At 59.7% G+C, this 24,982-nt stretch carries 24 protein-coding genes, 2 tRNA genes and 2 pseudogenes; 10 read left to right on the top strand and 18 right to left on the bottom strand.

Going from position 1 to position 24,982, the window contains the following annotated elements; translation table 11 throughout:
- A pseudogene (locus tag AAFN47_RS17610) lies at positions 1-124 on the top strand (integrase core domain-containing protein); the annotation flags it as partial.
- A gap of 23 nt (positions 125-147) precedes the next feature.
- Here AAFN47_RS17610 and AAFN47_RS17605 read toward each other — a convergent pair.
- Both AAFN47_RS17605 and AAFN47_RS17600 read right to left on the bottom strand, forming a co-directional pair.
- Entirely contained in the window at positions 148-2,220 is a 2,073-nt protein-coding gene (locus tag AAFN47_RS17605) for a recombinase family protein (RefSeq protein WP_499810553.1), read from the bottom strand.
- Entirely contained in the window at positions 2,210-2,407 is a 198-nt protein-coding gene (locus AAFN47_RS17600) for a hypothetical protein (RefSeq protein ID WP_499810552.1), read from the bottom strand. The genes AAFN47_RS17605 and AAFN47_RS17600 overlap by 11 nt, the downstream gene beginning before the upstream one ends.
- A gap of 345 nt (positions 2,408-2,752) precedes the next feature.
- Between AAFN47_RS17600 and AAFN47_RS17595 the strand changes: the two genes are divergently transcribed.
- On the top strand, positions 2,753-3,082 hold the full coding sequence (locus AAFN47_RS17595; protein ID WP_499810551.1) for a transposase: 330 nt from the start codon (positions 2,753-2,755) through the stop codon (positions 3,080-3,082).
- 55 nt (positions 3,083-3,137) lie between these two features.
- Here the strand turns inward: AAFN47_RS17595 and AAFN47_RS17590 are convergent.
- The 11 genes from AAFN47_RS17590 to AAFN47_RS17540 all read right to left on the bottom strand — a co-directional run bounded on the left by AAFN47_RS17590 (position 3,138) and on the right by AAFN47_RS17540 (position 9,965).
- Positions 3,138-3,213, bottom strand: a tRNA-Phe gene (locus AAFN47_RS17590).
- A 213-nt stretch (positions 3,214-3,426) separates the two neighbouring features.
- Positions 3,427-3,789 carry a hypothetical protein gene (locus AAFN47_RS17585; protein WP_499810550.1) on the bottom strand — a complete coding sequence of 121 codons (363 nt, stop codon included), beginning with the start codon at positions 3,787-3,789 and terminating at the stop codon, positions 3,427-3,429.
- A gap of 487 nt (positions 3,790-4,276) precedes the next feature.
- On the bottom strand, positions 4,277-4,477 hold the full coding sequence (yacG, locus tag AAFN47_RS17580) for a DNA gyrase inhibitor YacG (RefSeq protein WP_499810549.1): 201 nt from the start codon (positions 4,475-4,477) through the stop codon (positions 4,277-4,279).
- Between the two features lie 6 nt (positions 4,478-4,483).
- Positions 4,484-5,110 carry a Maf-like protein gene (locus AAFN47_RS17575; protein WP_499810548.1) on the bottom strand — a complete coding sequence of 209 codons (627 nt, stop codon included), beginning with the start codon at positions 5,108-5,110 and terminating at the stop codon, positions 4,484-4,486.
- A 28-nt stretch (positions 5,111-5,138) separates the two neighbouring features.
- Positions 5,139-5,357, bottom strand: coding sequence for a translation initiation factor IF-1 (gene infA, locus AAFN47_RS17570; RefSeq protein WP_004435948.1), 219 nt, complete (start codon positions 5,355-5,357; stop codon positions 5,139-5,141).
- Between the two features lie 181 nt (positions 5,358-5,538).
- Positions 5,539-5,943: an arsenate-mycothiol transferase ArsC gene (locus AAFN47_RS17565; RefSeq protein ID WP_499810559.1), complete on the bottom strand. Its 405-nt coding sequence runs from the start codon at positions 5,941-5,943 to the stop codon at positions 5,539-5,541.
- 58 nt (positions 5,944-6,001) lie between these two features.
- Complete coding sequence (locus tag AAFN47_RS17560; RefSeq protein WP_499810547.1) at positions 6,002-6,478, bottom strand: UPF0262 family protein; 477 nt, start codon at positions 6,476-6,478, stop codon at positions 6,002-6,004.
- A 51-nt stretch (positions 6,479-6,529) separates the two neighbouring features.
- A complete protein-coding gene (gene hisD, locus AAFN47_RS17555; protein ID WP_499810546.1) occupies positions 6,530-7,828 on the bottom strand; it encodes a histidinol dehydrogenase in 1,299 nt (432 codons plus the stop codon).
- 33 nt (positions 7,829-7,861) lie between these two features.
- Positions 7,862-8,308, bottom strand: coding sequence for a DUF2948 family protein (locus tag AAFN47_RS17550; RefSeq protein WP_499810545.1), 447 nt, complete (start codon positions 8,306-8,308; stop codon positions 7,862-7,864).
- An 87-nt stretch (positions 8,309-8,395) separates the two neighbouring features.
- The gene (gene murA / locus AAFN47_RS17545) at positions 8,396-9,685 is read right to left on the bottom strand and encodes a UDP-N-acetylglucosamine 1-carboxyvinyltransferase (protein ID WP_499810544.1); all 1,290 of its coding nucleotides are present in this window, start codon (positions 9,683-9,685) and stop codon (positions 8,396-8,398) included.
- A gap of 61 nt (positions 9,686-9,746) precedes the next feature.
- Entirely contained in the window at positions 9,747-9,965 is a 219-nt protein-coding gene (locus tag AAFN47_RS17540; RefSeq protein WP_499810543.1) for a hypothetical protein, read from the bottom strand.
- An 84-nt stretch (positions 9,966-10,049) separates the two neighbouring features.
- On the opposite strand from AAFN47_RS17540, the gene AAFN47_RS17535 reads away from it, so the two are divergent.
- Positions 10,050-10,124 (top strand) — tRNA-Thr (locus AAFN47_RS17535).
- A 442-nt stretch (positions 10,125-10,566) separates the two neighbouring features.
- Positions 10,567-11,020: pseudogene (locus AAFN47_RS17530) on the top strand (ISL3 family transposase); the annotation flags it as partial.
- 313 nt (positions 11,021-11,333) lie between these two features.
- On the opposite strand, the gene AAFN47_RS17525 reads toward AAFN47_RS17530, so the two are convergent.
- Genes AAFN47_RS17525 through AAFN47_RS17515 form a run of 3 tightly spaced genes read right to left on the bottom strand, consistent with a single transcriptional unit; the run spans position 11,334 to position 15,095 of the window.
- Complete coding sequence (locus tag AAFN47_RS17525) at positions 11,334-12,335, bottom strand: ABC transporter permease (protein ID WP_499810542.1); 1,002 nt, start codon at positions 12,333-12,335, stop codon at positions 11,334-11,336.
- A complete protein-coding gene (locus AAFN47_RS17520) occupies positions 12,328-13,971 on the bottom strand; it encodes a sugar ABC transporter ATP-binding protein (RefSeq protein WP_499810541.1) in 1,644 nt (547 codons plus the stop codon). Before AAFN47_RS17520 ends, AAFN47_RS17525 begins: the two co-directional genes overlap by 8 nt.
- A 5-nt stretch (positions 13,972-13,976) precedes the next feature.
- Entirely contained in the window at positions 13,977-15,095 is a 1,119-nt protein-coding gene (locus tag AAFN47_RS17515; protein ID WP_499810540.1) for a sugar ABC transporter substrate-binding protein, read from the bottom strand.
- A 295-nt stretch (positions 15,096-15,390) separates the two neighbouring features.
- On the opposite strand from AAFN47_RS17515, the gene AAFN47_RS17510 reads away from it, so the two are divergent.
- Positions 15,391-16,410 carry a LacI family DNA-binding transcriptional regulator gene (locus AAFN47_RS17510; protein ID WP_499810539.1) on the top strand — a complete coding sequence of 340 codons (1,020 nt, stop codon included), beginning with the start codon at positions 15,391-15,393 and terminating at the stop codon, positions 16,408-16,410.
- Positions 16,411-16,426: 16 nt separating this feature from the next.
- Here AAFN47_RS17510 and AAFN47_RS17505 read toward each other — a convergent pair whose 3' ends face one another.
- Positions 16,427-18,205 carry a hydantoinase B/oxoprolinase family protein gene (locus tag AAFN47_RS17505; RefSeq protein ID WP_499810538.1) on the bottom strand — a complete coding sequence of 593 codons (1,779 nt, stop codon included), beginning with the start codon at positions 18,203-18,205 and terminating at the stop codon, positions 16,427-16,429.
- A 4-nt stretch (positions 18,206-18,209) separates the two neighbouring features.
- The gene (locus AAFN47_RS17500) at positions 18,210-20,267 is read right to left on the bottom strand and encodes a hydantoinase/oxoprolinase family protein (RefSeq protein ID WP_499810537.1); all 2,058 of its coding nucleotides are present in this window, start codon (positions 20,265-20,267) and stop codon (positions 18,210-18,212) included.
- A gap of 136 nt (positions 20,268-20,403) precedes the next feature.
- Here AAFN47_RS17500 and leuC point away from each other — a divergent pair, with 136 nt between their 5' ends.
- The 5 genes from leuC to AAFN47_RS17475 are packed head-to-tail and all read left to right on the top strand — an operon-like array spanning position 20,404 to position 24,928.
- Entirely contained in the window at positions 20,404-21,807 is a 1,404-nt protein-coding gene (gene leuC, locus AAFN47_RS17495) for a 3-isopropylmalate dehydratase large subunit (RefSeq protein ID WP_499810536.1), read from the top strand.
- A gap of 2 nt (positions 21,808-21,809) precedes the next feature.
- The gene (leuD, locus tag AAFN47_RS17490; RefSeq protein ID WP_499810535.1) at positions 21,810-22,451 is read left to right on the top strand and encodes a 3-isopropylmalate dehydratase small subunit; all 642 of its coding nucleotides are present in this window, start codon (positions 21,810-21,812) and stop codon (positions 22,449-22,451) included.
- Positions 22,448-23,089 (top strand): isochorismatase family protein, encoded by a 642-nt coding sequence (locus AAFN47_RS17485; RefSeq protein ID WP_499810534.1) that lies wholly within the window; start codon positions 22,448-22,450, stop codon positions 23,087-23,089. Before leuD ends, AAFN47_RS17485 begins: the two co-directional genes overlap by 4 nt.
- On the top strand, positions 23,086-23,967 hold the full coding sequence (locus AAFN47_RS17480) for an isocitrate lyase/PEP mutase family protein (protein WP_499810533.1): 882 nt from the start codon (positions 23,086-23,088) through the stop codon (positions 23,965-23,967). Before AAFN47_RS17485 ends, AAFN47_RS17480 begins: the two co-directional genes overlap by 4 nt.
- Position 23,968: 1 nt before the next feature.
- On the top strand, positions 23,969-24,928 hold the full coding sequence (locus AAFN47_RS17475; protein WP_499810532.1) for a 3-hydroxyacyl-CoA dehydrogenase NAD-binding domain-containing protein: 960 nt from the start codon (positions 23,969-23,971) through the stop codon (positions 24,926-24,928).
- Positions 24,929-24,982: the final 54 nt, after the last annotated feature.

The following is a 24,982-nucleotide window of genomic DNA, read 5'->3' as shown; positions in this document are numbered from 1 at the left end:
CCCGCAACAGAACGGACGCCATGAGCGCATGCATCTCACCCTCAAGAAGGAAGCAGCAAAGCCTGCCGCCTTCAACTTCCTGCAGCAGCAGGAGCGCTTCGATCGATTCATCGAGGTTTACAATCCTGTGTCATAACACCCATCTGTCTATGTCGTTGAAGTGAATAGATTTTGTTGATCGGGATGCGATCCCGCGGGGTATTTCGGGTTCTGTCGCGCGCGACGAACGATCTGCCGGGCTTGCGGCTTTTTCAGTTCTGATCGACTGAAGATCCACGGACCATCCGGCAGAGGATGAACGCCCTCGATCTCGCCGGCTTCGGCGGCGAGCCTGAGGGTTTTCGGTGCAACGCCGAGGAAGCGCGCCGCCTTGTTCAGGTTGAGCCAAGGCTCGTTCCCGTCAGGTTCCGACCGGAAGACCGGGATCTTGTGATGCGATCTGTGCGCGGTGACCCGTTCGCGGGTCCAGCGATTGCCGTTCCCGGTCAGCAGACCATTCCGGTTGAGGATGCCGGCGATCACATCGTCGCTGGCGATCAATACCAGTTGCCGGATGGCTGCGATGATGTCGGCGGAGGTACTGTTGCGCTGTCCGCGGCGACGCTTCGGCAGGCGCAGTTCGGTATGGGCGCCGCCAATCCAGTGGACCAGCAGGACGATCTCGGAGGTTTCATCGTCGATATCGGCGACTACTTCCTGAATGACGGTGCGTACAATGCGCTTCTTGAGCGTGGCATCCGTCGTCGGCGCCGACCATACAGCCCGAAGATCTGCAGCCAGCGCCGTAATGCCCGTTACCGATACAGGGGATGGCCTCGGCGTCTCGGCATCATGCGCGGCGATCTTGCTGTCGATTTCACCGACACGGATGAGCGATTGGTTCCATCGCATCTCCAGTTCCGCCGCGACCAGCCGGTTCTCGGGATCGGCGGCATCATATTGCCGGAAAGCCCGGTTGGCAGCGTAGCGGGCGGCCTCCAGATCACGGCTGAGCACATCCCGGACCTGGTCGCGTCGACCGGCCGCCTGCGTCTCCGCCTCGGCGGCGGCCGCGACCGCACCCGGCTCGACGACACACAGGAGCGCTTCCTCGATCGCGTCGTCAACACGCAGTCCGCCGAAGGCGATGCAGCGCGGCTCGCCATTGTCGAGCAGGCCTCGCCAGCAGGAATAGCGCGGAATGTTGTGCTTTGTGCCCGTGTATCGCACCGTTAGCTTGCGGCCGCAGCGCCGGCAGCGAACGAGCCCGGCCAGCAACGCATCGCCATGCTTGGGCGCTCCGTGGTGCCTGCCCGTGGGTACGTTGTCGCTGACCATCTTGCGGATCGCCTCCGCCCTTTCCCAACTGACATAGCCTTCATGGGCATCCGGGATCAGCGCAAGCCATTCCTCGCGTGCCTTGCGGCGGATACCCGATCGAGTGGCTGCCGGCCCAAATCCCGGCGCAGCACGAGTCTTACCATAGGCGTAAGCGCCGCCGTAGACCGGGTTCTCTATCATCCGGTGGATGGTCGCATAGTTCGGCCTGCGCCAGACCACATCGCCGTTGTTGCGCTTGGCGGGCAGATCCAGCCCATGCTCCAGGAACCACATCAAGGCCTGACGGGCGCTGCCGAGTTCCGCAACCTTGTCGAACACCAGGGTGATGGCTTCCTGCACGCGCCGATCCGGATCCTTCTCAAGACGATCGCCGACCTTCGCGAAGCCGACAGGCGCTGCGACGACAAGTTCGCCGCGCTTGGCCTTCTCATAGCGGGCAGAGAGCGAACGCTGGCGCAGGAGGTCGAGCTCGTACTCGTTGAGACTGCCCTTTAATCCCAGTAGCAATCGGTCATTGCCCTGTCGCGGCGCATAGACCGCCTCCTGGTCGATCAATACGGTGTCGACAACGCGGCACATCTCGATGAGTTGCTGCCAGTCGCGGCTGTTGCGGGCAAACCGCGACACTTCCCGTGCCGCGACCGCACCAACCTTGCCCAGGCAGACCTCTGCGACCATGCGGTCGAAACCGGCTCTTGCAACAGTGCCTGAGGCAGAACGGCCGAGATCGTCATCGATCGTCTCGATGCTGGACCAGCCGAGTGCGGTCAGGCGATCGCGCATCGCGTATTGAAGCGTGCTGCTTTCGCGATTGTGTAGAACCTGATGGGCTGACGACTGCCGCACATACAGGATAGCCTTGCGCTCCAGATGGTGCGATCCGATCTTCTCATGCATCATGATCAGCGTCCTCCCTTTGCACGGCGTGCTCGCTGTCGATGTGGTCGAGGATCAGGTTGATTATCAGCTTCGTCACGGATCGGCGTGCCTCGGCGGGCAGCGCCTGCCATTGCGGCGTCTGCATCATCCCGGAGTCGTTCGGCTTCGAGAACAGATCGAATTGGCATGTCGTCGGATGGCGTGGCATGGGCTTCTCCCCGATTCGCTTCGTGAGAGCCCAATGCTGCGCCCATCTCCTGCGAATGCGAGGGGGCGTGCGTGTCCCGCAGAAGCGCCGCCAGGGCGCCAAGCGCGGCAAGATCGACATGGGGAGCTGTCATCATACGCCAACTCGCGCTGGAGGCCCGATCGAACATCCACGCCGGAACCTCCAGCAATCGATCCGATGCCCGGCCGGAAAGGCTGCAGCGGAAAACCGCCGCGCCAGACTTCTCGATCACCTCATGGACATAAACCTGCCGCCCGCCCCAGGGATGCCAAGGATAAAGAAGCTCGCGCTCATCACCGGTCCCGTGGGCGTTCCGTCGTCGAGTTGTACAACAATGAAAGACCCCATCAGGGGCTCGCAGGAGCCTACCCTGGTGAACTCTATACACCTTCAACCCGCGTCTATCAGCCACCAGGCGAACCGGACTATCCGCTCCATGATCGCACCGTGCGCGTCACACGATGCGGTAGAATTTGTATCGGAAAACGAAAAATCAATCTCAGCCAGGTCTTCGCCGGCCAAATCCTTGGACTGCGGGAAGTCGAAGACGGTGTTTGGATCGTCTCATTCCTCGACTATGATCTGGGCTTCTTCGACAACAAGGAGGACCGTGTCGAACCGGCACAAAACCCATTCGCACCGGAGAAAGTGTAAACCATCTCTCCGGTATCAAATGTAAACCATGTGACAAGAATGGACCGAGATGAGGTGGTGCCCAGAGGCGGATTCGAACCACCGACACGCGGATTTTCAGTCCGCTGCTCTACCAACTGAGCTATCTGGGCATCCGGCCTGTAGATTGGCGGCGAAGCCGCCTGCGAAAGCGTTGGTTTCTCCCGCTCAGGCGTGCGGCGTTATATCATGTCTCCCGGGGCTGTCCAGACGATTTTGGCGCGTCTGTGACAGTTTTTTACACTGCGCCCGGATGCGCCGGAGCTATTGCAAGCCGTATGTCGCGGCGCATCCTCTTCGGCGCTCGAATTTGCACGCATATCGCGTCAACACAGTCCGTCGATCGGGCTTGAGGGCATGCTCCCTCGCCATGCGGCGAAAATACGCGCCACTTCCTTCGGACTGACGCTCATATACGCGCTCCATCGATCTCGATTATCGATTGGATAGATCAGCAGGTTGTTCATCGAGTTGCTTATAACGGCGTAGATCGCTTCATTGGTATCATCGATGTCTGGCCATCGAGCCAGAACAGCCTGGACCTCCGGGCGCTCCAGTCCGAATAATATCCCGAACTCCCACTCGGGATAAAACGGTCCTTCCGCCGCAGCTCGGATACACTCCCGAACCACGTTTCGATCCGCCTCATTCAGATCAGCTAACGGCAAAGGCGAGCCCCCCGCGCTCAATGGACTGTCCGGGGACAATATGGTCCGCCACCACATTCCGACAACCGGTTCGGACCGACCTGAAGTCCTAAGCTGCTATTCGACCCTTGTTTACGGTGTCCGGAGGCTGGAACAAACCATAAACAAATTGATGCATTACGCCGGGAAATATGCTATATGAAACGGTTGTCGAGATCCGTCGCAAACCGGACGATAACATCGTTGCGTATGATGGCGCCGGGTCATCGCTCATCAGCGTTATACTGCGGATTCCCGAAACAAAGCCAAATGCCGGATAGCATCAAAATCCCGATTCCCGAAACAAAGCCAGACGAATTATCAGGAACGAGCGCGCCCTGAAGACGTCAAGAAGGGCGGATTCCCGAAACAAAGCCAGTTTGCGGCGGCGCGGGAGAAGCCATGAAATTTGCAAATTCCCGAAACAAAGCCAAAATCTATTAAGATATTGAAAACAATGGATAAATAAGAAAAAAAAGTTTGGCTTTTCCTAGCCGTTGTCATCGGGTTCCTGGTTTTCCTCTTCCTCCGTCACCGGAATGGCGTAGGAGCCGGTTAGCCAGCGATTGAGGTCGACGTTGCGGCACCGATCCGAGCAGAAAGGATAGTTGGCGCGGCTGGAATCGCGGCCGCATTCCGGGCAGGGCACGGTCTTGCGCAGCGGTTCGACATTGTCGCGGCTTGCCGGCATGAAGGTCTAACTCTCGTGTTCGAGCCAGCGGAAATGCACGTCGTATCCGGCGCCGGAAAGCATGTTCACGGTCTCGTAGAGCGGCAGGCCGACCACATTCGTGTAGGAGCCGACGAGTTTGACCACGAAAGCGCCCGCCAGTCCCTGGATGGCGTAGCCGCCCGCCTTGCCGCGCCATTCTCCGGAAGCGAGATAGCTTTCGATCTCCTTGCGCGACAGCCTCTTGAACCGGACGCGCGTCTCCACAAGCCTGTGGACCGCCTCGTCATCCGGCGTGATCATGCACAGGCCGGTATACACGCGGTGGGCGCGGCCGGAAAGCAGGTGAAGACCGGACGAGGCCTCGTTGACAAGCTCCGCCTTCGGCAGGATCCGTCGTCCCACGGCCACCACCGTGTCGGCGGCCAGGATAAAACGGTTGGTGAAGTTCGGATCGCCTCTGAGCGCGCTCTGGGCCGCCTCGGCCTTTCGGCGCGACAGACGGCGCGCGAGCGCGCGGGGATGCTCGGTCCGCTTAGGCGTTTCGTCCACCTCCATCGGCATCAGCCGGTCAGGCTCAAGGCCCGCCTGGCGCAGCAGGGCGACCCGGCGTGGAGAGCCGGATGCCAGAACGAGTTTGGGATCGAGAGCCATGTCCGGAAACGTCGCTTTTCGGGGGCTGCTACTTGAAACGGTAGGTGATACGGCCCTTGGTCAGATCGTATGGTGTCATTTCCACCAGAACCTTGTCGCCGGCGAGCACGCGAATGCGGTTCTTGCGCATGCGGCCTGCCGTGTGGGCGATGATTTCGTGTTCGTTTTCAAGCTTTACGCGAAAGGTTGCGTTGGGCAAAAGTTCCGTAACAACGCCGGGAAATTCTAGGACTTCTTCCTTGGCCATGCAGTCTTTGTCATCCTGTTGCAGAAAAGTGGAGCGGGTCACCCGATCCAGGTTGCGCCGGAACCTACACAATCGTTCCGGGTTTGTGAACCGAATTTGCAGGCTTTGCCGTTCCCGCCGCGTCGGGCGTCCTTCGGACATGCTCCTGCGCGCGGCGGCAAGCCCGTCGGCTGGCGCCTCGTCAGGCCGACGGTTTGCCGAAACGGGCCCTGAGCAATCCGTCGATGTGATCGCGAACCTGCCGGTAGGCGTTCAGGATCTGCTCCCGGCTGCCGGTCACGGTCGTGGGATCGGCGGTCGGCCAGTAGACCACGTCCACCGCGCTCGACCTCGTGAGTTCCAGCGCCCTGTGGTGGGCTTCCGGCGCCAGCGTAACGATGAGGTCGAAATAGTCGTCTTCCAGGTCATCCAGCGTGTGCGGACGGCGCTGGCCAAGATTGAGACCCACTTCGCCAAGCACCGCGTCGACGAACGGGTCGCGTTCGCCGGGGCGCACGCCGGCGGAGGCGATATAGGTGCTTCCTGGAAGATAGCGCCGGGCCAGTACCTCGGCCATCGGCGAGCGGATCGCATTCATGCCGCACATGAATAGTACCGAAGACGGCGCCGCAGGCCGGTCCCTGCTGGAGGTGGGCACGGCCGGTCTATCCGCGCCAGTGAAGCACGCAGACCAGCGTGAAGAGCCGGCGCGCGGTGTCGAAATCGATGGCGATCTTGCCTTCCAGTCGTTCCTTCAGCGTCTGCGATCCTTCATTGTGGATGCCCCGGCGTCCCATGTCGATCGCCTCGATCTGGCTTGGCGTGGACGACCGGATGGCGTCGTAATAGCTTTCGCAGATCATGAAGTAGTCCTTCACGATGCGGCGAAACGGCGTCAGCGACAGAATATGCGTGGCGACCGGAGTATCGTCCTCGAGCGTGATGGTGAAGACGAGCTTGGAATCGACCAGAGAGAGTTTCAGCTTGTAGGGGCCGCCGTCGTGGCCCACGGGCTCGAAACTGTTCTCCTCGATCAGATCGAAGATCGCCACCGCGCGTTCGTGCTCGATATCGGGCGTCGCGCGCCCGATGGATTCATCGAGCGAGACGTCGGAGAGCCTGAATTTGGCCTTGTCAGCCATTGCGGCATGTCTTTCCTTGCTGGTCCGGTCGCGAACACCGAACTGACAGGGTCAATCCGGCAGGTTCATTCGAATTGCAACAGAGCGGGCATGGGCGTCAAGGCCTTCGGCGCGGGCAAGTCTGATCGCAGCCGGTCCGAGTTCGCGCAACTGGGCTGCGTCAAGCCTCAGAACCGAGCTTCGCTTGACGTAATCGAGCACGGAAAGACCGGAGGAAAAACGCGCCGAACGGGCCGTTGGCAGCACATGGTTCGATCCGCCGACATAATCGCCGATCACTTCGGGCGTATGCGCGCCGATGAAGATGGCGCCGGCGTTGCGGATCAGGGGCAACAGCGCATCCGGATCGGCGACGGCAAGCTCCAGGTGCTCGGCCGCCAGCCGGTTGACCAGCGGCATGGCGTCGGCGAAATTTTCCACTTCGATGACCGCGCCGTAGTCGCGCCAGCTCTGGCGGGCCACCTCGCCGCGCGGCAGGGTGGAAAGCTGGGCTTCGACGGCGCGCTCCACGGCGTCGCCCAGTTTCGGGCTGTCCGTCATCAGGATTGCCTGTGCGGCTGTGTCGTGCTCGGCCTGGGCCAGCAGGTCGGCCGCAATCCAGTCCGGATTGTTGTCCTGGTCGGCGAGCACCAGCACTTCCGAGGGACCGGCGATCATGTCGATGCCGACCGTTCCGAAAACCTGCTTCTTGGCCGCGGCCACATAGGCGTTGCCGGGGCCGATGATCTTGGCGACCGGCCGGATCGTCTCCGTCCCGTAGGCCAGCGCCGCAATCGCCTGCGCGCCGCCGACGCGGTAGATTTCGCTGACGCCGGCGACGCGCGCCGCGGCCAGAACCAGCGGGTTGAGCGCTCCGTCGGGGCAGGGCACCGCCATGACGATCCGCCCGACACCGGCGACGCGAGCCGGAACGGCGTTCATCAGCACCGAGCTCGGATAGCTTGCAAGGCCTCCGGGCACATAGAGCCCCACCGCTTCGATCGCCGTCCAGCGCGAGCCGAGCTGCACGCCGAGGGCGTCCTCGTAGAAATCGTCGGCCGGCATCTGTCGCGCGTGGTGGCGCGCGATGCGTTCGTGCGCGAGTTCCAGAGCCTGAAGGGTTTCCGGATCGATAGAGGCGAACGCGGCGTCGATTTCCGCGCCGGTCACGGCCAGACCCGTCGTCGCGAGGTCCAGCCGGTCAAAGCGCAGCGAATATTCGGCCAGGGCTTCGTCGCCGCGCTTGCGCACGGCGTCTATGATTTCGGCGACCGCGGCGTTGACGTCTCCGGACACCTCCCGCTTCATGACGAGAAGCGCCGAGAAGCGCGCGTCGAAATCCGGATCCTGTTGTCTCAGGCGCATGACCACGGCCTGTCTCCTTGCATGTCCCGTAAGGTGCGGCTACACGTCGTCCAGCGGATGTTTCGGCTTGAATCCAGTTTCCCAGGCGGCGCCCAGATCGCTCAGTTGCGCTTCAACGCATTCGACATCGAGTTCGATGGCCATCTCGCCGGAGAAGATCAGTTCCACCACGCCGGCGGGCGCGTCATTGCCCGGGACGAAGTTTATGGTCAGCAGCGACAGCACCTTGTCGCCGTCGCGGCGATCGAAACCGCGCGAGCGCACGCCTGTCACCCGGTTGAAGTGAAGCGCTGCGCGGCGGCGTTCATAATGCTTGGCGCTTCGGCCTTCCGCCGCTTCCCAGACAAAACGGTTGGCGACGAGAATGAACCGCTGCGCGGAAGCCCGCCACGTCAAATCCGCGGCTTTAATGACGGCGTCCTGCATGTGGGCCGACAGGATAGAGAGATCTTCCTTGTCGAGTGCGATCAGTTTGAGAAGCTGCATGGTCGGTCGGTGGTCCGCTTGAGGAGGTTTTCAGGACAAGCCCTAGATAGTGGTTTGTCGCCGCGCGCGCAATTCCGTCTCAGGCAGTCAGGCGCTCAGACGTTCGACCTCGGCGCCGCATCGGGTCAGTTTCTCTTCGAGGCGTTCGAAGCCCCTGTCGAGATGATAGACCCGGTTGACGATGGTTTCGCCTTCGGCGGCCAGGGCCGCGATCACCAGCGACACGGAAGCGCGCAGATCCGTCGCCATCACCTGTGCGCCTTTCAACCCGCCGACGCCCTTGACGGTGGCGGTCTGGCCGGACAACGAGATGTCGGCGCCCAGTCGCGCCAGCTCCTGGACGTGCATGAAGCGGTTCTCGAAGATCGTCTCGGTGATTTTCGATGTGCCCTTCGCCTTTGTCATCATCGCCATGAACTGTGCCTGCAGGTCGGTCGGGAAGCCGGGAAACGGGTCGGTTGTCACGTCCACCGCTTCGAGGCGTGCGCCATTGCGCGATATCCGTACGCCGGAATTGGTCGGCGTGACTTCAACGCCGGCCGCGCGCATGCTGTCGAGCGCGGTTTCAAGCAGGCTCGCGCTGGTGTCCTCCAGGGTCACGTCGCCGCCGGTCATTGCCACGGCCATGGCGTAGGTGCCGGTCTCTATCCGGTCGGGCAGAACTCTGTGACGCGCGCCGGAGAGAGACTGAACGCCCTCGATCACGATGTGCGACGTGCCGGCTCCGGATATACGCGCGCCCATGGCGTTCAGGCATTCTGCCAGGTTGACGACTTCGGGTTCGCGCGCGGCGTTGGTGATTTCCACGGTTCCGTTGGCCAGGGCCGCAGCCATCATCAGCACATGGGTGGCGCCGACGGAAACTTTCGGAAATTCGTAGTGGCCGCCCTGGATCCCCTTGGGCGCGCGGGCGTTGACATAGCCGCCGTCGATGTCGATGTCGACGCCGAGCGCCTTCAGTCCGTCGATGAACAGGTCGACCGGTCGTGTGCCGATCGCGCAGCCGCCTGGCAGCGACACTTTCGCTTCGCCCATGCGGGCGACGAGGGGTCCGATTACCCAGAAACTCGCCCGCATCTTGGACACGAGATCATAGGGCGCCGTCGTGTTGACGATGTTTCGCGCGGTGAAATGTATCGTTCTGGAATAGCCGGCGCCCTGGCTTTCCCGGCGTCCGTTGACGGAATAATCGACACCATGATTGCCGAGAATGCGGATGAGCCGTTCCACGTCGGCGAGATGCGGCACATTTTCCAGCGTCAGCGTGTCGTCGGTCAGAAGCGACGAAATCATCAGCGGAAGGGCGGCGTTCTTGGCTCCGGAAATCGGTATGACGCCGTTCAGCCCGTTACCGCCTACAATTCTGATCTGATCCATCGGCTTTCCGGGCGCAAACCCGCCTTTCTACTCGTCCTGTTTGTGTGCAGCAGCCTCTCCTTCAGGACTTCTCGCCCTCTGAGGCGGGCAATCCGGCCGTGTCGTCCATGGCGCCCTTGCGGCGCGCGCGCACCTGCTGCTTGCGACGTTGCAGATTGGCGCGCAGGGCGTCGGCGAGACGCTCCTTGCGCTTGTCTGCGGCGGATTTGGGTGACTTGTCCTGCCTGTCTTCGTGCATCCAGCCGACATACCGCAATTGTCCAGCGAGGGCAAAGGACAATTGCGTGGCCTAAACGCGGCATTGGTCCTTGCGCAACAGGAAACTCTGTGGCAATAGGCGTTCCGTCCCGCGGACTGGGTATTGGCTGCCGTAGCTCAGGGGTAGAGCACTCCCTTGGTAAGGGAGAGGTCCAGAGTTCAAATCTCTGCGGCAGCACCAGTCAGATTTCCGCAATTTTCTCAAATAAATAGCAACGAAAATAAGCACTTGAGTTTGCTGAGGCTGATCGGCGGGAACTTGCACAAACGTGCAGCAAATTGCAGAACGAAACATGATCAAACGCCAGCTTACGGCACAATGTGGCACAGATTCGGCACGGTTGTGTCTTGTTTTGTTCCCGCTTGCTGCACAGTCCATAAGGGTAAGGCTCGATTTGAAGCGCCGTAAGCATACAGGTCATCGTTTATCGAGTTACGTGGTTCTATTTGGGTCCAAGAGCCGCTGTTCTCTGCAGCGAAATGTCAGCTTTGTGCCCGCATGTTGATTTTCACCGAGAATTGGCTCTGACGCACTTTTGCTGCTGTTGGAAGGCAGGCTTTTTGCTGAATCACCGGAGGATCAGCTTATGCAGCATCGATTTCCACGCGCAAACCTGGCGCCTGACGGCTTTGCCTTTCGACGCGGCGAGACCTACGGAACAATCGTTTGCGACCTGGAACGGAGGAGGCCTGTCACCCTCTTGCCGGATCGTGCACTGGATACGTCTCGATCATGGCTGGCCCAACATCAGTCGATATCGATCGTCGCTCGCGACCGGGGCGGGCGGCTACGGCGAGGCCATCGCGAAGGCCCTGCCTGATGCGGAGCAGGTCGCCGACCGTTGGCATCTCACGGAGAATTCCAGCCGGGCGTTTCTCGATGCTGTCGGCAGGTCGATGCGCCAGATCAGGCCGGCGGTCGGCAGCAATGTCGTTGACCCCAAGCTTTTGACGTATGCAGAAAAGTTGCAATACGAAGGTTATCTACGCCGCCAGGAAACGAATGAAGCGATCCGGGAGCTGTCGAAAAAGGGAACCTCAATTCGGCAGATTGTTCGGCAAACCGGTCATAGCCGAAATTGGGCAAACTGAGGGACTAATCACGCGCCTGAAGCTTATCAAACGCCAAATGTACGGGCGAGCAAAACTCGATCTGTTGCAAGCGCGTTTGATTGGCGCTTCCTAATCGCCACATGTCAGCAAAAGTGCGTCAGAGCCGGTTCTCGGTGGAAATGACGGGTCAGTCCTCGGTGAAAATCAACAGGCTCTCTTTTCGATGTCGGACAGCGTGCTTTCCACGGTGGCGCGAACTTTGACGTCGTCCTCGGATTGCAACGCATCCGGTTTGCCGCGCTTCAGATAGGTTGCGGTCATCGGTCAGCTCCGTGCTTCATCCGATATCGGGGGCTTCACGACCACGCGTCAGCTGCGAGATCGTAACTGCGAGAATCAATGCGCCGCCATTGAAGACATTCGTCACCCAGAGCGGAATACCGATCATCGTGAGCCCTGTGATGCCGGTTCCGAGAAAGTAAACGGCCACGATTGCGCCCCACGGATTGAATCTGCCCGGCATGATCGTCGTCGATCCGAGGAAGGCCGCGGCGAATGCAGGCAGAAGATAGTTGAGGCCGGAATAGGGATCCGCCGAACCCAGCACACCAGCATAGACGACGCCGGCCGTCGACGCCACCAATCCGGATGTTACGAGGGCGCCAATCCGCACGCGCTCCACGGCGATGCCATTGAGGCGCGCCACCTCCCGGCCACGCCCGACGAACAAGAGTCGCCGGCCGAGCGGCGTGAAGTCAAAGACGTACCACATGACGATCGCCGCGCCGAGCGCATAGTAGAAGGCGTAGGGAACGCCGAACAAGCGACCACCGACAACCGCCATGATCAGGGCGTTGTCGATTCCGCCGATCGTGGACGAATTGGTGATCAACTGGACGATGCCGGTCATCAACGATGTGCTGCCGAGCGTGACGACCAGCGAGGGTATTCGGAAATAGATGATGAAGAGTGCGTGGAACAGGCCGACCGCAACGCCTGCAGCCAGTGCAAGCAGGATACTGGCGACGATCGGAACGTCATACCAGACATTGAGCACGCCGATGATGCAGGACGACAGCGTCATCGTCGCCCCTACGGCGAGGTCGTAGTCGCCAGCAGTCAGAGGCACGATGATGGCCAGCGCCAGCAGCGCCGCAGGCGCATAGGAGGCGAATAATATGGAAAAGTTTCCCCAGCGCGGAAAGGAATTGGGCAGTGCGATACTGAAACCGATGATCAGAAGCAGCCACACCAGAAGCAGCGCATAGCGTTCGAAGAGTCGGGTCATGCGTACCGATGAGGTCCTGTCGGCCGCAGAGGCCTGGCCGGCTTTAGTCATGTTCGTTTCCTGTTCGGAGTGGTTTTTGCCCGTCCGTAGCGCGAAGGCCGGCCAGGTCCAGGGATGCGTAGCAGGCCTGTGTGATCAGATCCTTCTCAACCGCAGCGCCTGTCAGTTCCTGAACGATACGTCCGCGGGCGAAGACAAGGACACGATCGCAGATTTCCGCGAGTTGCTCGGAATCAGAACTCGCGCAGATCACCGACATGCCGTCGGCTGCAGCCGTGCGCAGCGCCTCGAAAATGCTCGCTCGCGTTCCGACATCGACGCCTTGTGTCGGTTCGTCGAGCATCAGCAGCCTTGGTTTTCTTTTCATCCAACGGGCGATAAGCACCTTTTGCGCATTGCCTCCCGAAAGGGCGGCGAGGTTGATGTCCGGATCGTTGGGCCGGACCTCGTATTCTTCGCCCAGCTTGCGCGCTTCGCGGCGCATTGTTCCGTTCCTGAGAAAGCCGCCCTTGAAATAGGCGCCGATGTCCGGCAGCAGCATGTTCTCATAAACCGGTATGCTGCCCACCCCTCCCTGAGTCGGCCGGTCGCCCGGCAGCAGAGCGAAGTTCTCCCGAAGAGATTTCTTGGGCGTCATCTCTGCGACAGGCGTTTCGCGACCGCCTTCGATGGCAAGCCTGCCGGCCTTCGCGCCGATCGCCCCGTAGAGGAGATAGGGAACGGTTTCATATCCCGACCCGATCAGCCCGGTGAGGCCTACTATCTCCCCGCAGCCCACTTTCAGATCGCAGGATCGAATTCCGTCTCCTTCAAGATCTTTGACAGAAAGGAAGGGTTCGAAATGACGTTCTTCGTGTTCCGCGTTTTCCGTCTTTGAGAGCGAACGTCCGATGATCATCTCGATCATTTTTGCATGAGTTGCCTCGCGGGTCTCGATCTCGCCCGAAACACGACCATCGCGCAGGATCGTTGCGGTGTCGGTAATCTCCATCACCTCGTCGATATCGTGGGAGATGAAGAGCACGCTGGATCCGTGCTCGGTAATCTGCCGGATAAGCTTGAAAAGCTTTTCGACGCCCTCCTTCGGCAGGAACGGGGTCGGCTCATCGAGCAGCACCAGCCCGGGTTTGCCTGTACTCTCGCACTCGACACGTATCTCCTCGAAAGCTCTCACGATAGCGAGCAGCGCGCGGTTGACTGCGCTCAGCTCATCGATACGGCGCCAATGCGTGATGTCGAGACCGTAGCGCTCCAGAGTCTGCTCCGCCGCCGCCTTTTCCCGGCGCCAGTTGATGAAGTGGCCGCCGGGCAGCGCGATCTGCGCGAGGCGAAGGTTCTCGAGAACCGTCAGTGAAGATATCAGGCCGAGGTTCTGGTGGACGAAACTCATGCCCAGCCTTCGAAAATCACTCGGCATCAGCGGAAGCGAAACCTCTTCGCCGTTGAAACGCATCAATCCTCCCGGATCAGGTGCATGAAATCCCGCAAGGATCTTGACCAGCGTCGACTTCCCGGATCCGTTTGCGCCCAGCAGTCCGTGAACCTCGCCGGGTTTGACTGTCAATGAAACATCATTCAAGGCCCGCGTAGCGCGGAACGTCTTGGAGATATCCTCCAGACGAAGCGTCGGCGGCGCCGCTTGGGACGCCGCCTCTGTATTGCGCGGAAGATCTTCCACGGTGGTCATCGAAGCTAGTTGAGACCCCACAATTCCTGAAAGCCGGTAATATATGCGTCCCCGTATCCGGTGTCGAATTGCGCTGGTGTGCCTGCATCGGCGACATTATCCTTGTCGAAAATATAGAAGGGCACGTTCAGCTTGTCCGGCGTCGGCAGACCGCACAGGTCACGCATGTGACCGTCGATGGTCGCGTAGGCAATCCAGTCAAGGCTCTCTCCGATATCCATGTCGATCGCTCCCTGCTGGATGAAATCCAGCACGAAGGGTGTTCCGTTGAAGGTGGCGACTTTGACCTCGCCCAGCTTACCGGTCAGGCGGAGCGCGGGCACCACGAATTGCGACATCGAATCGTAGATCGGGATGACCACGTCGATGTCGGGATTTGCCTGCAGAGTCGACTGAACGGATGGCTGGATCTTGGTGCCCCACTCTGCGACGCCGACATTGATTTCCTGCACGATTTCGCAATCCGGGCAATTTTCGGCCAGTTCGGTCTCGAACCCGTCGACCAACGGTATGGTTGGCGGCACTTCACGCGAAACGATGATTGCGATCTTGCCCTTGCCTTCCGTATTGACGGTAACCCAGTTGGCGAGGATCTTGCCGATTTCGTTGAAACCGATGGGCAAAGTCGAGGACAGCAGCGGGTTCGGCTGGAAGGAAGGGTCATAGAAATGCGAGGTCATTACTTTAACGCCGGCTTCGTTTGCGGCCTTGATCTGGGGCTCTACCGTGTCTGGAGAGATTCCTGAGATCAGGTCGATGACGTCGAAATTGTCGCGAATGGCAAAATCGAATCCCTGGACCCACTGGCTCGGCTGACCCTGGTTTTCCCATTCGACGACCTCCAGGCCGATTTTATCCCCGACGTTCTTCATCCGGTCGATAATGCCCTTCAGGAAGGGATTCGTGCTGTTGTTCGGGATTGACAGCATTTTCTTCCCGGCGGCGCATGCCTTGATGTCGAATGGCTCGCCGGGCGCCGTGAATTCCGGCTTGTTCTGATAGACGGCAAGGCTCTCCTTTGCGCGATTCAGACCGTCTTCGGCGTTTTGCGCATATGCTAAAGATGCCGTGAATGCCAATGCAAGCACGGACGACATTCCCGTTAGTAATCTCGTTTTGGACATCGGTACCTCCAAGTTCCACCTCAATTGAACGCATTCGTGTTGTAGTTATATTTTTTTGAATGCGCATTCACATATTTTCTTTTTTATGTCTTTGTGTCAATCACCGGCAGGAAAAATCGAAAGCTCATTTCACTCACGGAACGGGAGGTGACGGCGCATACCGGACGGTCTATGACGCAGTAACAGTCAAAGCTATGATTCAAATGATGTTTTCTCTTGAGCGCCGTTCGGTGTTTGACCCTGACCGGCTCCCGTCGGAAAAACATGTTCACTCCGCAGACGGTAGGAATTGCGAATGAATCGAAAGAATTCGAGAGTGACGTCCTATGACGTCGCGAAACTTGCAGGTGTTTCGCAACCGGCGGTCTCCCGAGCGTTTACGCCCGGTGGCAGCATCTCAAGAGAAAAACGCGACCGCGTGATCGCCGCTGCGAAGCAGTTGAACTGGCTGCCAAACTACTACGCCTCCGGATTGTCATCGAACAAGAGCAACATGGTCGCGGTGATTTGCGGAAACCTCAACAATCCCTTCTACTCGGAAAGTCTTCAGGTTTTCATTGAGAGCTTTCAGCGCGCCAGCCGTCAGGTGCTCGCCTTCTCCGTCCAGGATGGCCACGACTGCGACGACATGCTTCTTGAGGCGCTGCGTTATCCGGTGGACGGCATCGTACTGACCTCAGCGCAGATTTCGTCGGAGCTGGTGAGCCTGAGCGAAGGGCGCGGAATCCCGATGGTCATCTTCAACCGCAACGTTTACGGATCGAACCTTGCCGGAGTTCAGTGCGACAATTTGGAAGGAAGTGCGACAATTGGCAGATTGATGCATGCAGCCGGCGCACGAAGCTGCCTCATCGTTCGCGGAGATCCTCAGGGATCGACAAGCCGCGACCGGGTTTCCGGCTTCCGACTGGCGCTCGAGTCTCTTGGTAATTGCAGCATTGCGGAAGTCGACGGCGGCTCAAATTATGCCGGCGCGCGCAATGCAATCATCTCGCACTTCAGCAGACCGACCCCGCAATTTCCGGACGCAGTATTCGCCGTCAACGATATCATGGCGATCGGTTGCGCCGACGCCTTGCGGGAGACGTTCGGTCTCGCAATACCGGAAGACATCATGCTGGCCGGATTCGACGGCATTCGCGAAGGGCAAAGGGCGCCTTATCGGCTTACAACCGTCCGGCAACCGATAGAACGCATGGTGTCTGAATCCCTTGAGCTGCTTCAGCGCGAGAGCGACGGGCAACGCCTCGGCACGGACTCCATGCGCACCGTTCCGGGCAATCTGCTACCCGGTCGGACAATCCCCGGAGTTTAATTCGGCCGGGGCCGCCTTATTCGGCCGCCTCGTGAACGCCTGGAATGAACCCGAAATCAAAATCCGACGGTTTGCCACGCTCCGACTTCATCTCCTTGCGCAACGTCTCCGTGGCGGCCTCATCGATACTCTCGTCGTCGCGGATGACGACGCCATAGTCGCGTCTGGCCTTCTCCATCGAAACTATGTCGTCGACGACATCGCGCAGGACCTTCTCAACCGGGCGCTCGAGCGGGTCTCCCCAGCCGCCGGACCCGGCAGTGATGAATACGATTTTGTCGCCAGGTTCGACACGCAGATTGTCGATTTTCGAAGGAATGCGTTCGCGCTCTTCGGAGCCGGCGCGAACGAGCCACTTGCTCGAGGTCCCGCCGTGCAGTCCACCGTTAATGCCCCAGGGCGGCACGACCTCGCGGTCGTCGTGGATCGAGATCGAACCGGCTTCAAGGACCCTGTAGATTTTCTCGATCCCTGATCCACCCCGGTGCAGCCCTGCGCCTCCCGCGTCACGCACGGGCCGATAGCTTTCAACCAGCACCGGGTAATAGTTCTCGATGTATTCAATCGGGGTGGCGCTGAAGAGTGGCCACCAGGCATGGCCGTCAAAACCGTCGCCGCGCGGCCGGCCGGGCACGCCCCCGAATAACAGTTCCATAAGCTGGAAATACTTTCCGTTCCCGTCCTTGCCGGTGAAGATGAAGTGCGGGCTCGTGCCATATCCGGCCGCCATCGACAAATGTGGAGCCCTTTGTCCTAGCGCCCCCGCCTGACAGTCGAAGAACCGCGTATGGGTGTTGAGGCGGTTTGACAGAGCCGCCGGGAAACGCGGATTGAGCAGGCTGCCTTCGGGCAACACGATCTCGAACAGGTCGTAGAAACCCTCGTTGAACATTATCTTCGGATCGAACGCCATGATCATGTAGACGCCGAAGAACAGTTTGCACAGGCCTTCGTGAATGTGGAAGTTGATAGGGCCTTCCGCCTGATCGTCGGTTCCGGTCCAGTCGATGACCGCGACGTCTCCCCGACGATAGATCGACAGATGCATCTTGAACGGGCCGTTTCCGACACCGTCATCATCGACATAGTCGGTAAAGGTGACCGCTTCTTCCGGAATGTATTTCGATATCAGGACGCGCATCGCTTCGCGCGTGCGATCCAGCAGCAAGTCACAGGCTGTGATATAGGTTTCCCGCCCGAAGCGGTCGCAGATCTCGAGAACCCGCTTCGACGCGGTGCGGCACCCGGCGATCAGAGCCATCAGATCGGCCCGGTTCATGTCGGGCGTGCGGCTGTTGTTGAGCATGATCTGCAGAACGCCGTCGTTCAGCTTTCCCTTCTCGTATATCTTGACGGGAGGAACTCGCAGCCCTTCCTCCCAGATAGTATAGGCGTCCGCCGGCATGGAACCCGGCACTTTGCCGCCGACATCGACCATGTGTCCGAATATCGAGCTGAATCCCACATGGACACCCTGGTGAAAGATCGGCAGCATCACACACCAGTCATTATTGTGCGATATCGACCCCTTGCAGGAATAGGGATCGTTCCAGACGAAGATATCGCCCTCGTTGATGTCGTCCTTGTACTGGTCGACGATCGCCGGAATGTAGGACCCGAACTGGCCGACGATCATCTGCCCCTTGGCGTTGCAGATCATCGGAAACTCGTCGTGCTGTTCCCGTATGACCGGCGAAAGGGCAACCCGGACCACGACGCTGTCCATCTCGAAGCGCGCGTTCAGCAAGGCGTTTTCGATGAGGTCGAGGGTGATTGGATCAATATGTCGGGTCATGGTCTTAGTCTCCCTTTTTTATTGGCCAGATCATCAGATTGCCCAGTTTGTCGACCTCAGCGTAATGATCGGGCAATAAAACGGTTGTCGTGTCATACTGGCGTATGATCGCCGGACCGTCGATGCGCGCACCGACACCGAGCTTGTCGCGGTCGATATGCGGTGTATCCATCCACCCTCCCTTGAAATAGGCAGGCAACATCTCGATCACGGCATCGCGGGCATTGGTAACACCCTGTTCCGGCGGCGCGTCCTCTACCGGCGGGGTTGCTCCGGTCGCGACCACCCGCAAGGTAACGAGCTCGATCGGCAAATCGAAGCGTACGCCGTAGAGGCGTTCATGCGTTTCGTGGAAATTCACGAGCACAGCGTCCAGCCTTGCGCCGCCATCCGTCAGTTCGGCAGGCACGGCAATTGTCACCTCGAATCCCTGCTGTTCGTAACGCAGGTCAACGGAATAGCTGATCCTGCGATCACCTTCCTCCACCTCCTGCTCCTCGAGCCACTGCAGGGCGCCGGCGCGCAATTCAGCGAACTGTTCCCACACATGTGCGTCGTCCATGCCTGCGATCGAACCTATGAGTGTTCGAACGAATTCGTTCTTGAATTCGGCCTCGAGGAAGCCCAGGGCGGAGAGCACACCAGGATTGTGGGGAACCACAACCGGATAGCAGCCGAGCAATTCGGCAACGGCATTGGCGTGCAGCGGTCCTGCGCCGCCAAAGGCGACGATGCCGAAATCCCGGGGATCAAGACCACGCTGCACCGTTATAACCCGCAGCGCTCCGAGCATCACTTCATTGGCTATTTCGAGAATGCCTTGTGCGGCGTCCTCGCGGGTAAGTCCGATGGTCTTGCCGATTCCGGACACAGCTTCTCTGGCGCCTTCGATATCGAGGCTCATATCACCGCCTAGCAGTTTCGGCGGCAGATAGCCAAGCACCACATTGGCGTCCGAAACTGTCGGCTCTGTGCCGCCGCGCCCGTAGGCGACCGGTCCAGGCGCGGCGCCGGCGCTTCGCGGGCCGACCCGCAGCGAGTTCGTCAGTTCGGAAACTTCGGCAATGGATCCGCCGCCCGCTCCCACGCTGCGCACGTCGAGGGTCGGCACCTTGGCTGGAAAATAGCCGACGTCAGTCGAACGCGAGATTGTGGGTTCCCCATCAATGATAACAGAGACATCGGTGGACGTGCCGCCCATGTCGAACGCCAGGAGTTTCTTGAGCCCTGTCCTGCGGGCTATCATCGCCGTGGCGGTCACGCCGCCTGCCGGACCAGACAGCACCGTGTGAACCGGGCGGGCAGCAGCGGCTTCCGCGCTCATCAGGCCCCCGTCGGAGCGAACGATGTGCAGTTTGCTGGTGGTTCCAACCTCAATGAGCCGCTTCTCGATGCGTGAAAGATATCGTGTCATGATCGGCCGGACATAGTCATTCATGACAGTTGTAATTGCCCTGTCATATTCACGGAATTCCGGCAGGATGTCCGAGGAAAGGGAAACATGCATGTCGGGAAAACGGTCCAGTACAAGCTTGCGCAGGCATTGTTCGTGCGCCGGATTGGCATAGGAGTGGATCAGCGAAATGGTCAGAGCCTCAATGCCGCTTGCACAGAGATCATTGATCAGTTCGATCGCTCGCGTTTCGTCGAGCTTGCGAACGACGTTGCCACGGGCATCCATCCTTTCGGGAATGCCCCTGGTGTCGCGCAGCGCCGCCAGCGGGTCCGGTTTGTCCATGACGATCCAGCCGAACAGCGGGCCAGGCGTCCAGGATCTGGCGAGGTGAAGCGTGTGCTCGAAACCCTCCGTCGTTAGAAGTCCGACCCGGGCTCCCTTGCCTTCCAGAACCGCGTTGGTCGCAACGGTCGTCCCATGCAGCACAAGGGAAATGTCAGATGCCTCGACGCCAGCCTTCTCGCATATTAGCCGAACCCCTTCGGCGACGCCGATTGACTGGTCCTGAGGCGTGGACGGCGTCTTCGCCCGATACGTTTTTTGTGTTGCATCGTCTTGCAGAAGCAGGTCGGTAAAGGTTCCTCCCACATCGACTCCCAGTCTCATCTTGCTCTCCAGGTTGCTGCCAATCCGCATCCATAAGTCTGTTCGGGCATCGCTATTGAATGCGCATTCATGAAATAGTATGGTCCTACCGAAATCAAGTGAAATTTCTACCGGGTCTATAGAACAGGTATCGGAAATGGCAGCGCAAACGCTCTATGACAAGATCTGGGACAGCCACGTGGTCGCGGACCATGGCAATGGCGAGCATCTGCTTTATGTCGATCGCCACCTGGTGCAGGAAGTATCGAGCCCGCAGGCTTTTGCGGCTCTCGACCAGGACGAACGGAAAGTCCGCTGTCCGGAGGCGCACATCGCCGTCGCCGACCATGCCGTGCCGACCTTGCGCGGCGACAGGCCTTTCGTGGAAGGCCTGGCGTTTTCACAGGTCGAACGCCTCAAGGAAAACGCCGCGAACCATGGCATAGCCTATATGCCGATGGATGGCGAACGGCATGGCATCGTTCACGTCATCGGCCCGGAACTGGGATTTACCCTGCCTGGCGTCGTCCTTGTGTGTGGAGACAGTCACACCTGCACCCACGGCGCCTTCGGGTGCATCGCCTTCGGCATCGGGGCCAGCGAATGCACCAGCATCTTCGCGACGCAAACGCTGCGACAGCGCAAGCAGAAGACGATGCGGGTCAATCTGGAGGGCGGGTTGCCGAACGGCGTGACCGTCAAGGACGTCATCCTCGCGCTCATCGCCGAAATCGGCACTGGCGGTGGCGTCGGATACGCCCTGGAATACGCAGGATCGACCGTACGGGACCTCTCGATGGCGGCGCGCATGACGCTCTGCAACATGTCGATCGAGGCCGGCAGCCGGGTCGGCATCGTGGCGCCTGACGACAAGACGTTTGCGTTTCTCGACGGCCGTCCGCTGGCGCCTTCGGGCGAGGCCTGGAAGCAGGCCATGGCGGCATGGTCCGATCTGCACAGCGACGCAGACGCGGTTTTCGATCGCGAGGTGACGTTCAATACCGCTGATCTGGCGCCACAGGTCTCCTGGGGAACGACCCCGGAACACACATGCGCGGTCACGGGTCAGGTGCCCGATCCGGAACGGGAAGCGGATCAGAACAGCAAGTCGAGACTGCGCAAGAGCCTAGCCTATATGGGCCTGGAACCGGGAACCGCAATCCGCGACATCGCGGTTGATCGCGTGTTCGTCGGATCCTGCACCAATGGCCGCCTGGAAGACCTGCGGGCGGCGGCGCAGGTGCTTTCCGGCAGGAAGGTGGCGGACAGCGTCAAGGCGATTGCGGTGCCGGGATCGGCGGCCGTCAAGATCGCCGCGGAGCGCGAGGGCCTGCACGAGATATTCCTGTCCGCCGGCTTCGAGTGGCGAGACGCCGGATGTTCGATGTGCGTTGCGATGAACGACGACAGGCTGACAGAGGGCGAGCGCTGCGCCTCAACCTCCAACCGCAATTTCGAAGGTCGCCAGGGCAAGGGCGGGCGCACCCACCTGATGAGTCCGCCGATGGCCGCGGCCGCCGCCGTGACCGGAAAGATCACCGACGTGCGGGAGCTGTTGTGACCATGGAAAAGTTCATCACAGTCAAAAGCGTCGCCGCGCCGCTGCTCGAGAACGCGATCGACACCGACGTCATCTTTCCGGCGCGCTTTCTGCTGCTTCTGGATCGCGAGGGCCTTGGCCGCTACGCTTTCAGCGAACGCCGCAACGGGCCTGAGCCTTTCGTACTCGACACGCCGCCATACGACACGGCGAAGATCCTGGTGACCGGCGAGAATTTCGGCACGGGCTCCAGCCGCGAGCAGGCGGTCTGGACCATCGCCGATCTCGGTATACGCTGCGTGATCGCGCGGAGCTTCGGCGAGATCTTTTTCGCTAATTGTTTCAAAAATGGCGTCCTGCCTATCCGCCTCGGCGGAGATGATATGGCGGCGGTGGAAAAAGCCGCCGAGACGGCAGAAGAGATTGCGATCGATCTGGAGGCCCAGTCGATCCGGTTTTCGTCAGGACGCGAGATCCGCTTCGACATCGAGCCGAACCTCAAGCGGCTGCTGCTTCTGGGTCTCGACGAGGTCGGCATGATCCTCGCCGAGGAAGGGGACGCCATCGAGGCTTTCGAGGCGCGTCGTAAAGCAGAATTGGCCTGGATGTCGATTGGCATCGATAAATTGCATGCACTGGCCGAAGAACAGGATAATAACGGATGAGCACCAGCGAAAATCTTCTCGATAACTACAAGCGGGCCTATGACAACCGGATCGGTTTCGGCGCCAGACCAGCCCTAATCATGATCGACTTCGTGCAAGCCTATTTCGAACCGGAGTGCGAACTATACGCCGGCGTGGAGGACACGCTCAAATCAGCGCTGAGGATCCGCGACAAGGCGCGCGAATGCGGCGTGCCGATCATCCTGACCAATGTCGTCTATCAGGCCGGCGGCTGCGATGGCGGGCGGTTCTTCCAGAAGGCCAGGCCGCTGCGGAACTTCATTGCAGGCAACCCAATGGGCGCCTGGCCAGAAGGGCTGGACGTCGCCGACAACGAGATCGTGATCTCAAAACAGTATCCCAGCGCCTTCTTCGGCACGTCGCTGGCCTCGACGCTGGCGACACTTGGCGTCGACACGCTCGTTCATACGGGCGTCACCACGAGCGGCTGCGTCCGGGCGACTTGTGTCGACTGCTGCTCACACGGTTTCATTCCCATCATCGCGCGCGAAGCGGTCGGTGACCGGCATGCCTCTCCCCACGAGGCCAACCTGTTCGACATGGACGCCAAGTACGGAGACGTTGTCGGCGAGGACGAGATCCTCGATTATTTCGAGAGGATGAGGAAATTCGGATGAAAAAGCCAAGTCTGCGTACAACCCTCGACAGCGGGCAGTTCGTTGTTGCGCCTGGTATCCACGACATGATTACCGCTGTCGTGTGCAACAAGGTCGGATTCGATTTCATCTACTCGTCGGGCTATTGGGGCACCGCATCTACGCAAGGAATTCCAGATGCAGGGATCACCACATACACTGAAATGCTCGAGCGGGTGGAAACGCTGTGCCGGACAGCCCATGCAAGCGTCATCGCAGACGCCGACACCGGCTACGGAGGGCTACTGAATGTCGATCACACCGTGCGCGGTTACGAGAAGGCGGGCGTTATCGCTATTCAGATGGAGGACCAGGAGTTTCCGAAAAAATGCGGCCACACGCCTTACAAGCGGGTGATAGCGCGTGATGAGATGGTTACCAAGATCAAGGTTGCATGCGCAGCCCGAGAGAACTCGACAGAAACGCTGATCATCGCCCGGACGGACGCGCTTGCCGTCGAAGGCTTTGACGCCGCGATCGACCGCGGACTCGCCTATCGAGATGCGGGCGCAGACGTGGTTTTCATTGAAGCGCTCGAAAGCGAAGAGGAAATGCGTCTCGCCTGCGAACGGATTGACGCGCCGATGATGGCCAACATGTCCGACGGCGGCAAGACGCCGATCCGTTCGGCGGACGAACTTGTCGATATCGGCTATCGAATGGCAATTTTCCCGGCGATGACCGGACTTGCGGCCGCCGCGGCAGTGGAAAAGGCTCTGGGCGTGCTCAAACATGAGGGCACCTCGGTCTCGAGGGATGTCGACCTGTTCGATTTCTCGGAATTCAACCAGTTGATCGGATTCCCCGCGGTTTGGGAGTTTGAGGAAAAATGGTCTGAACCCCAAGACGGGAACAAATAACATGGCCAATGTAACCTGCATCGGAACGGGAACAGTCGGCAGCGCATGGGCGGTCGTGTTCGCAAGGGCAGGCCATCAGGTCTCGCTATACGATCTGGACCCTGCAGCAGTTCATGGCTTTGCTCTCCCGCGCATTCGCCAAATGCTGGAGCAAATACATGATGCAGGCGCGGATGCGGAATCGATCGCAGACATTGAAGCCAGGATCCGCATTTCCGTCAGCCTGGAAGAGGCTGTTTGCAAGGCAGACTACGTTCAAGAAAGCGTCCGCGAGGATGCTGATCTCAAGCGCTTGCTGTTCAGTGATATGAGCAGACTCGCGCCGCCTGAAAGTCTGCTGATGTCCTCCACATCAGCCCTGCCTGGCTCGACATTCATGTCTGACATTGTCAACCCGGTGCGGGCGCTGGTCGCGCATCCGGTCAATCCGCCATCCCTGATTCCGCTTGTTGAATTGTGTGGAACCGGATCGACCGGTGACGAACAGCTGGAAACGGCGCGCGCATTCTTTCTAGCGGCAGGAATGGAACCGATTACAGTCAGAAGGGAGATCGACGGTTTTATCCTCAACCGACTCCAGTATACCCTGGTGGCGGAAGCCCTGCACCTCGTCGGCGAGGGGTATTGTTCGGCCGAGGATATTGATCGCGTCGTCACCAACGGTCTGGCGCTGCGCTGGGCCTCGATCGGGCCTTTCATGACCGCCCATTTAAATGCGAGCGGTGGATACGGCGGATTCGTCGAGCAACTCGGCGCCATGATGAAACGGATGGGGAAGAACGCAAGAACTGACTATGACTGGGGTCCGGAACTGACCGAAGAGATCACAAGCTGGCTAACATCCATCCAACCGCTGAACACGATACCTTTGGCTCAGAATTGGCGAGATCAAAGAATTCTTGCGACGCGGTCAATGCAGACGCGGGATACCCGACCAGCCGGAGAAGGCAGGCAGGACTGAAAACTGGGCCGATTGAAAATTGTTCCCGTAGAGGGAAGACCGGGAGGCGGAATT

This window comes from Hoeflea sp. CAU 1731 (genome assembly GCF_039888615.1).
Classification (GTDB): domain Bacteria; phylum Pseudomonadota; class Alphaproteobacteria; order Rhizobiales; family Rhizobiaceae; genus Flavimaribacter.
Note: the sequence above shows the minus strand (reverse complement) of the source record. Positions and strands in the feature narration are given on the sequence as shown.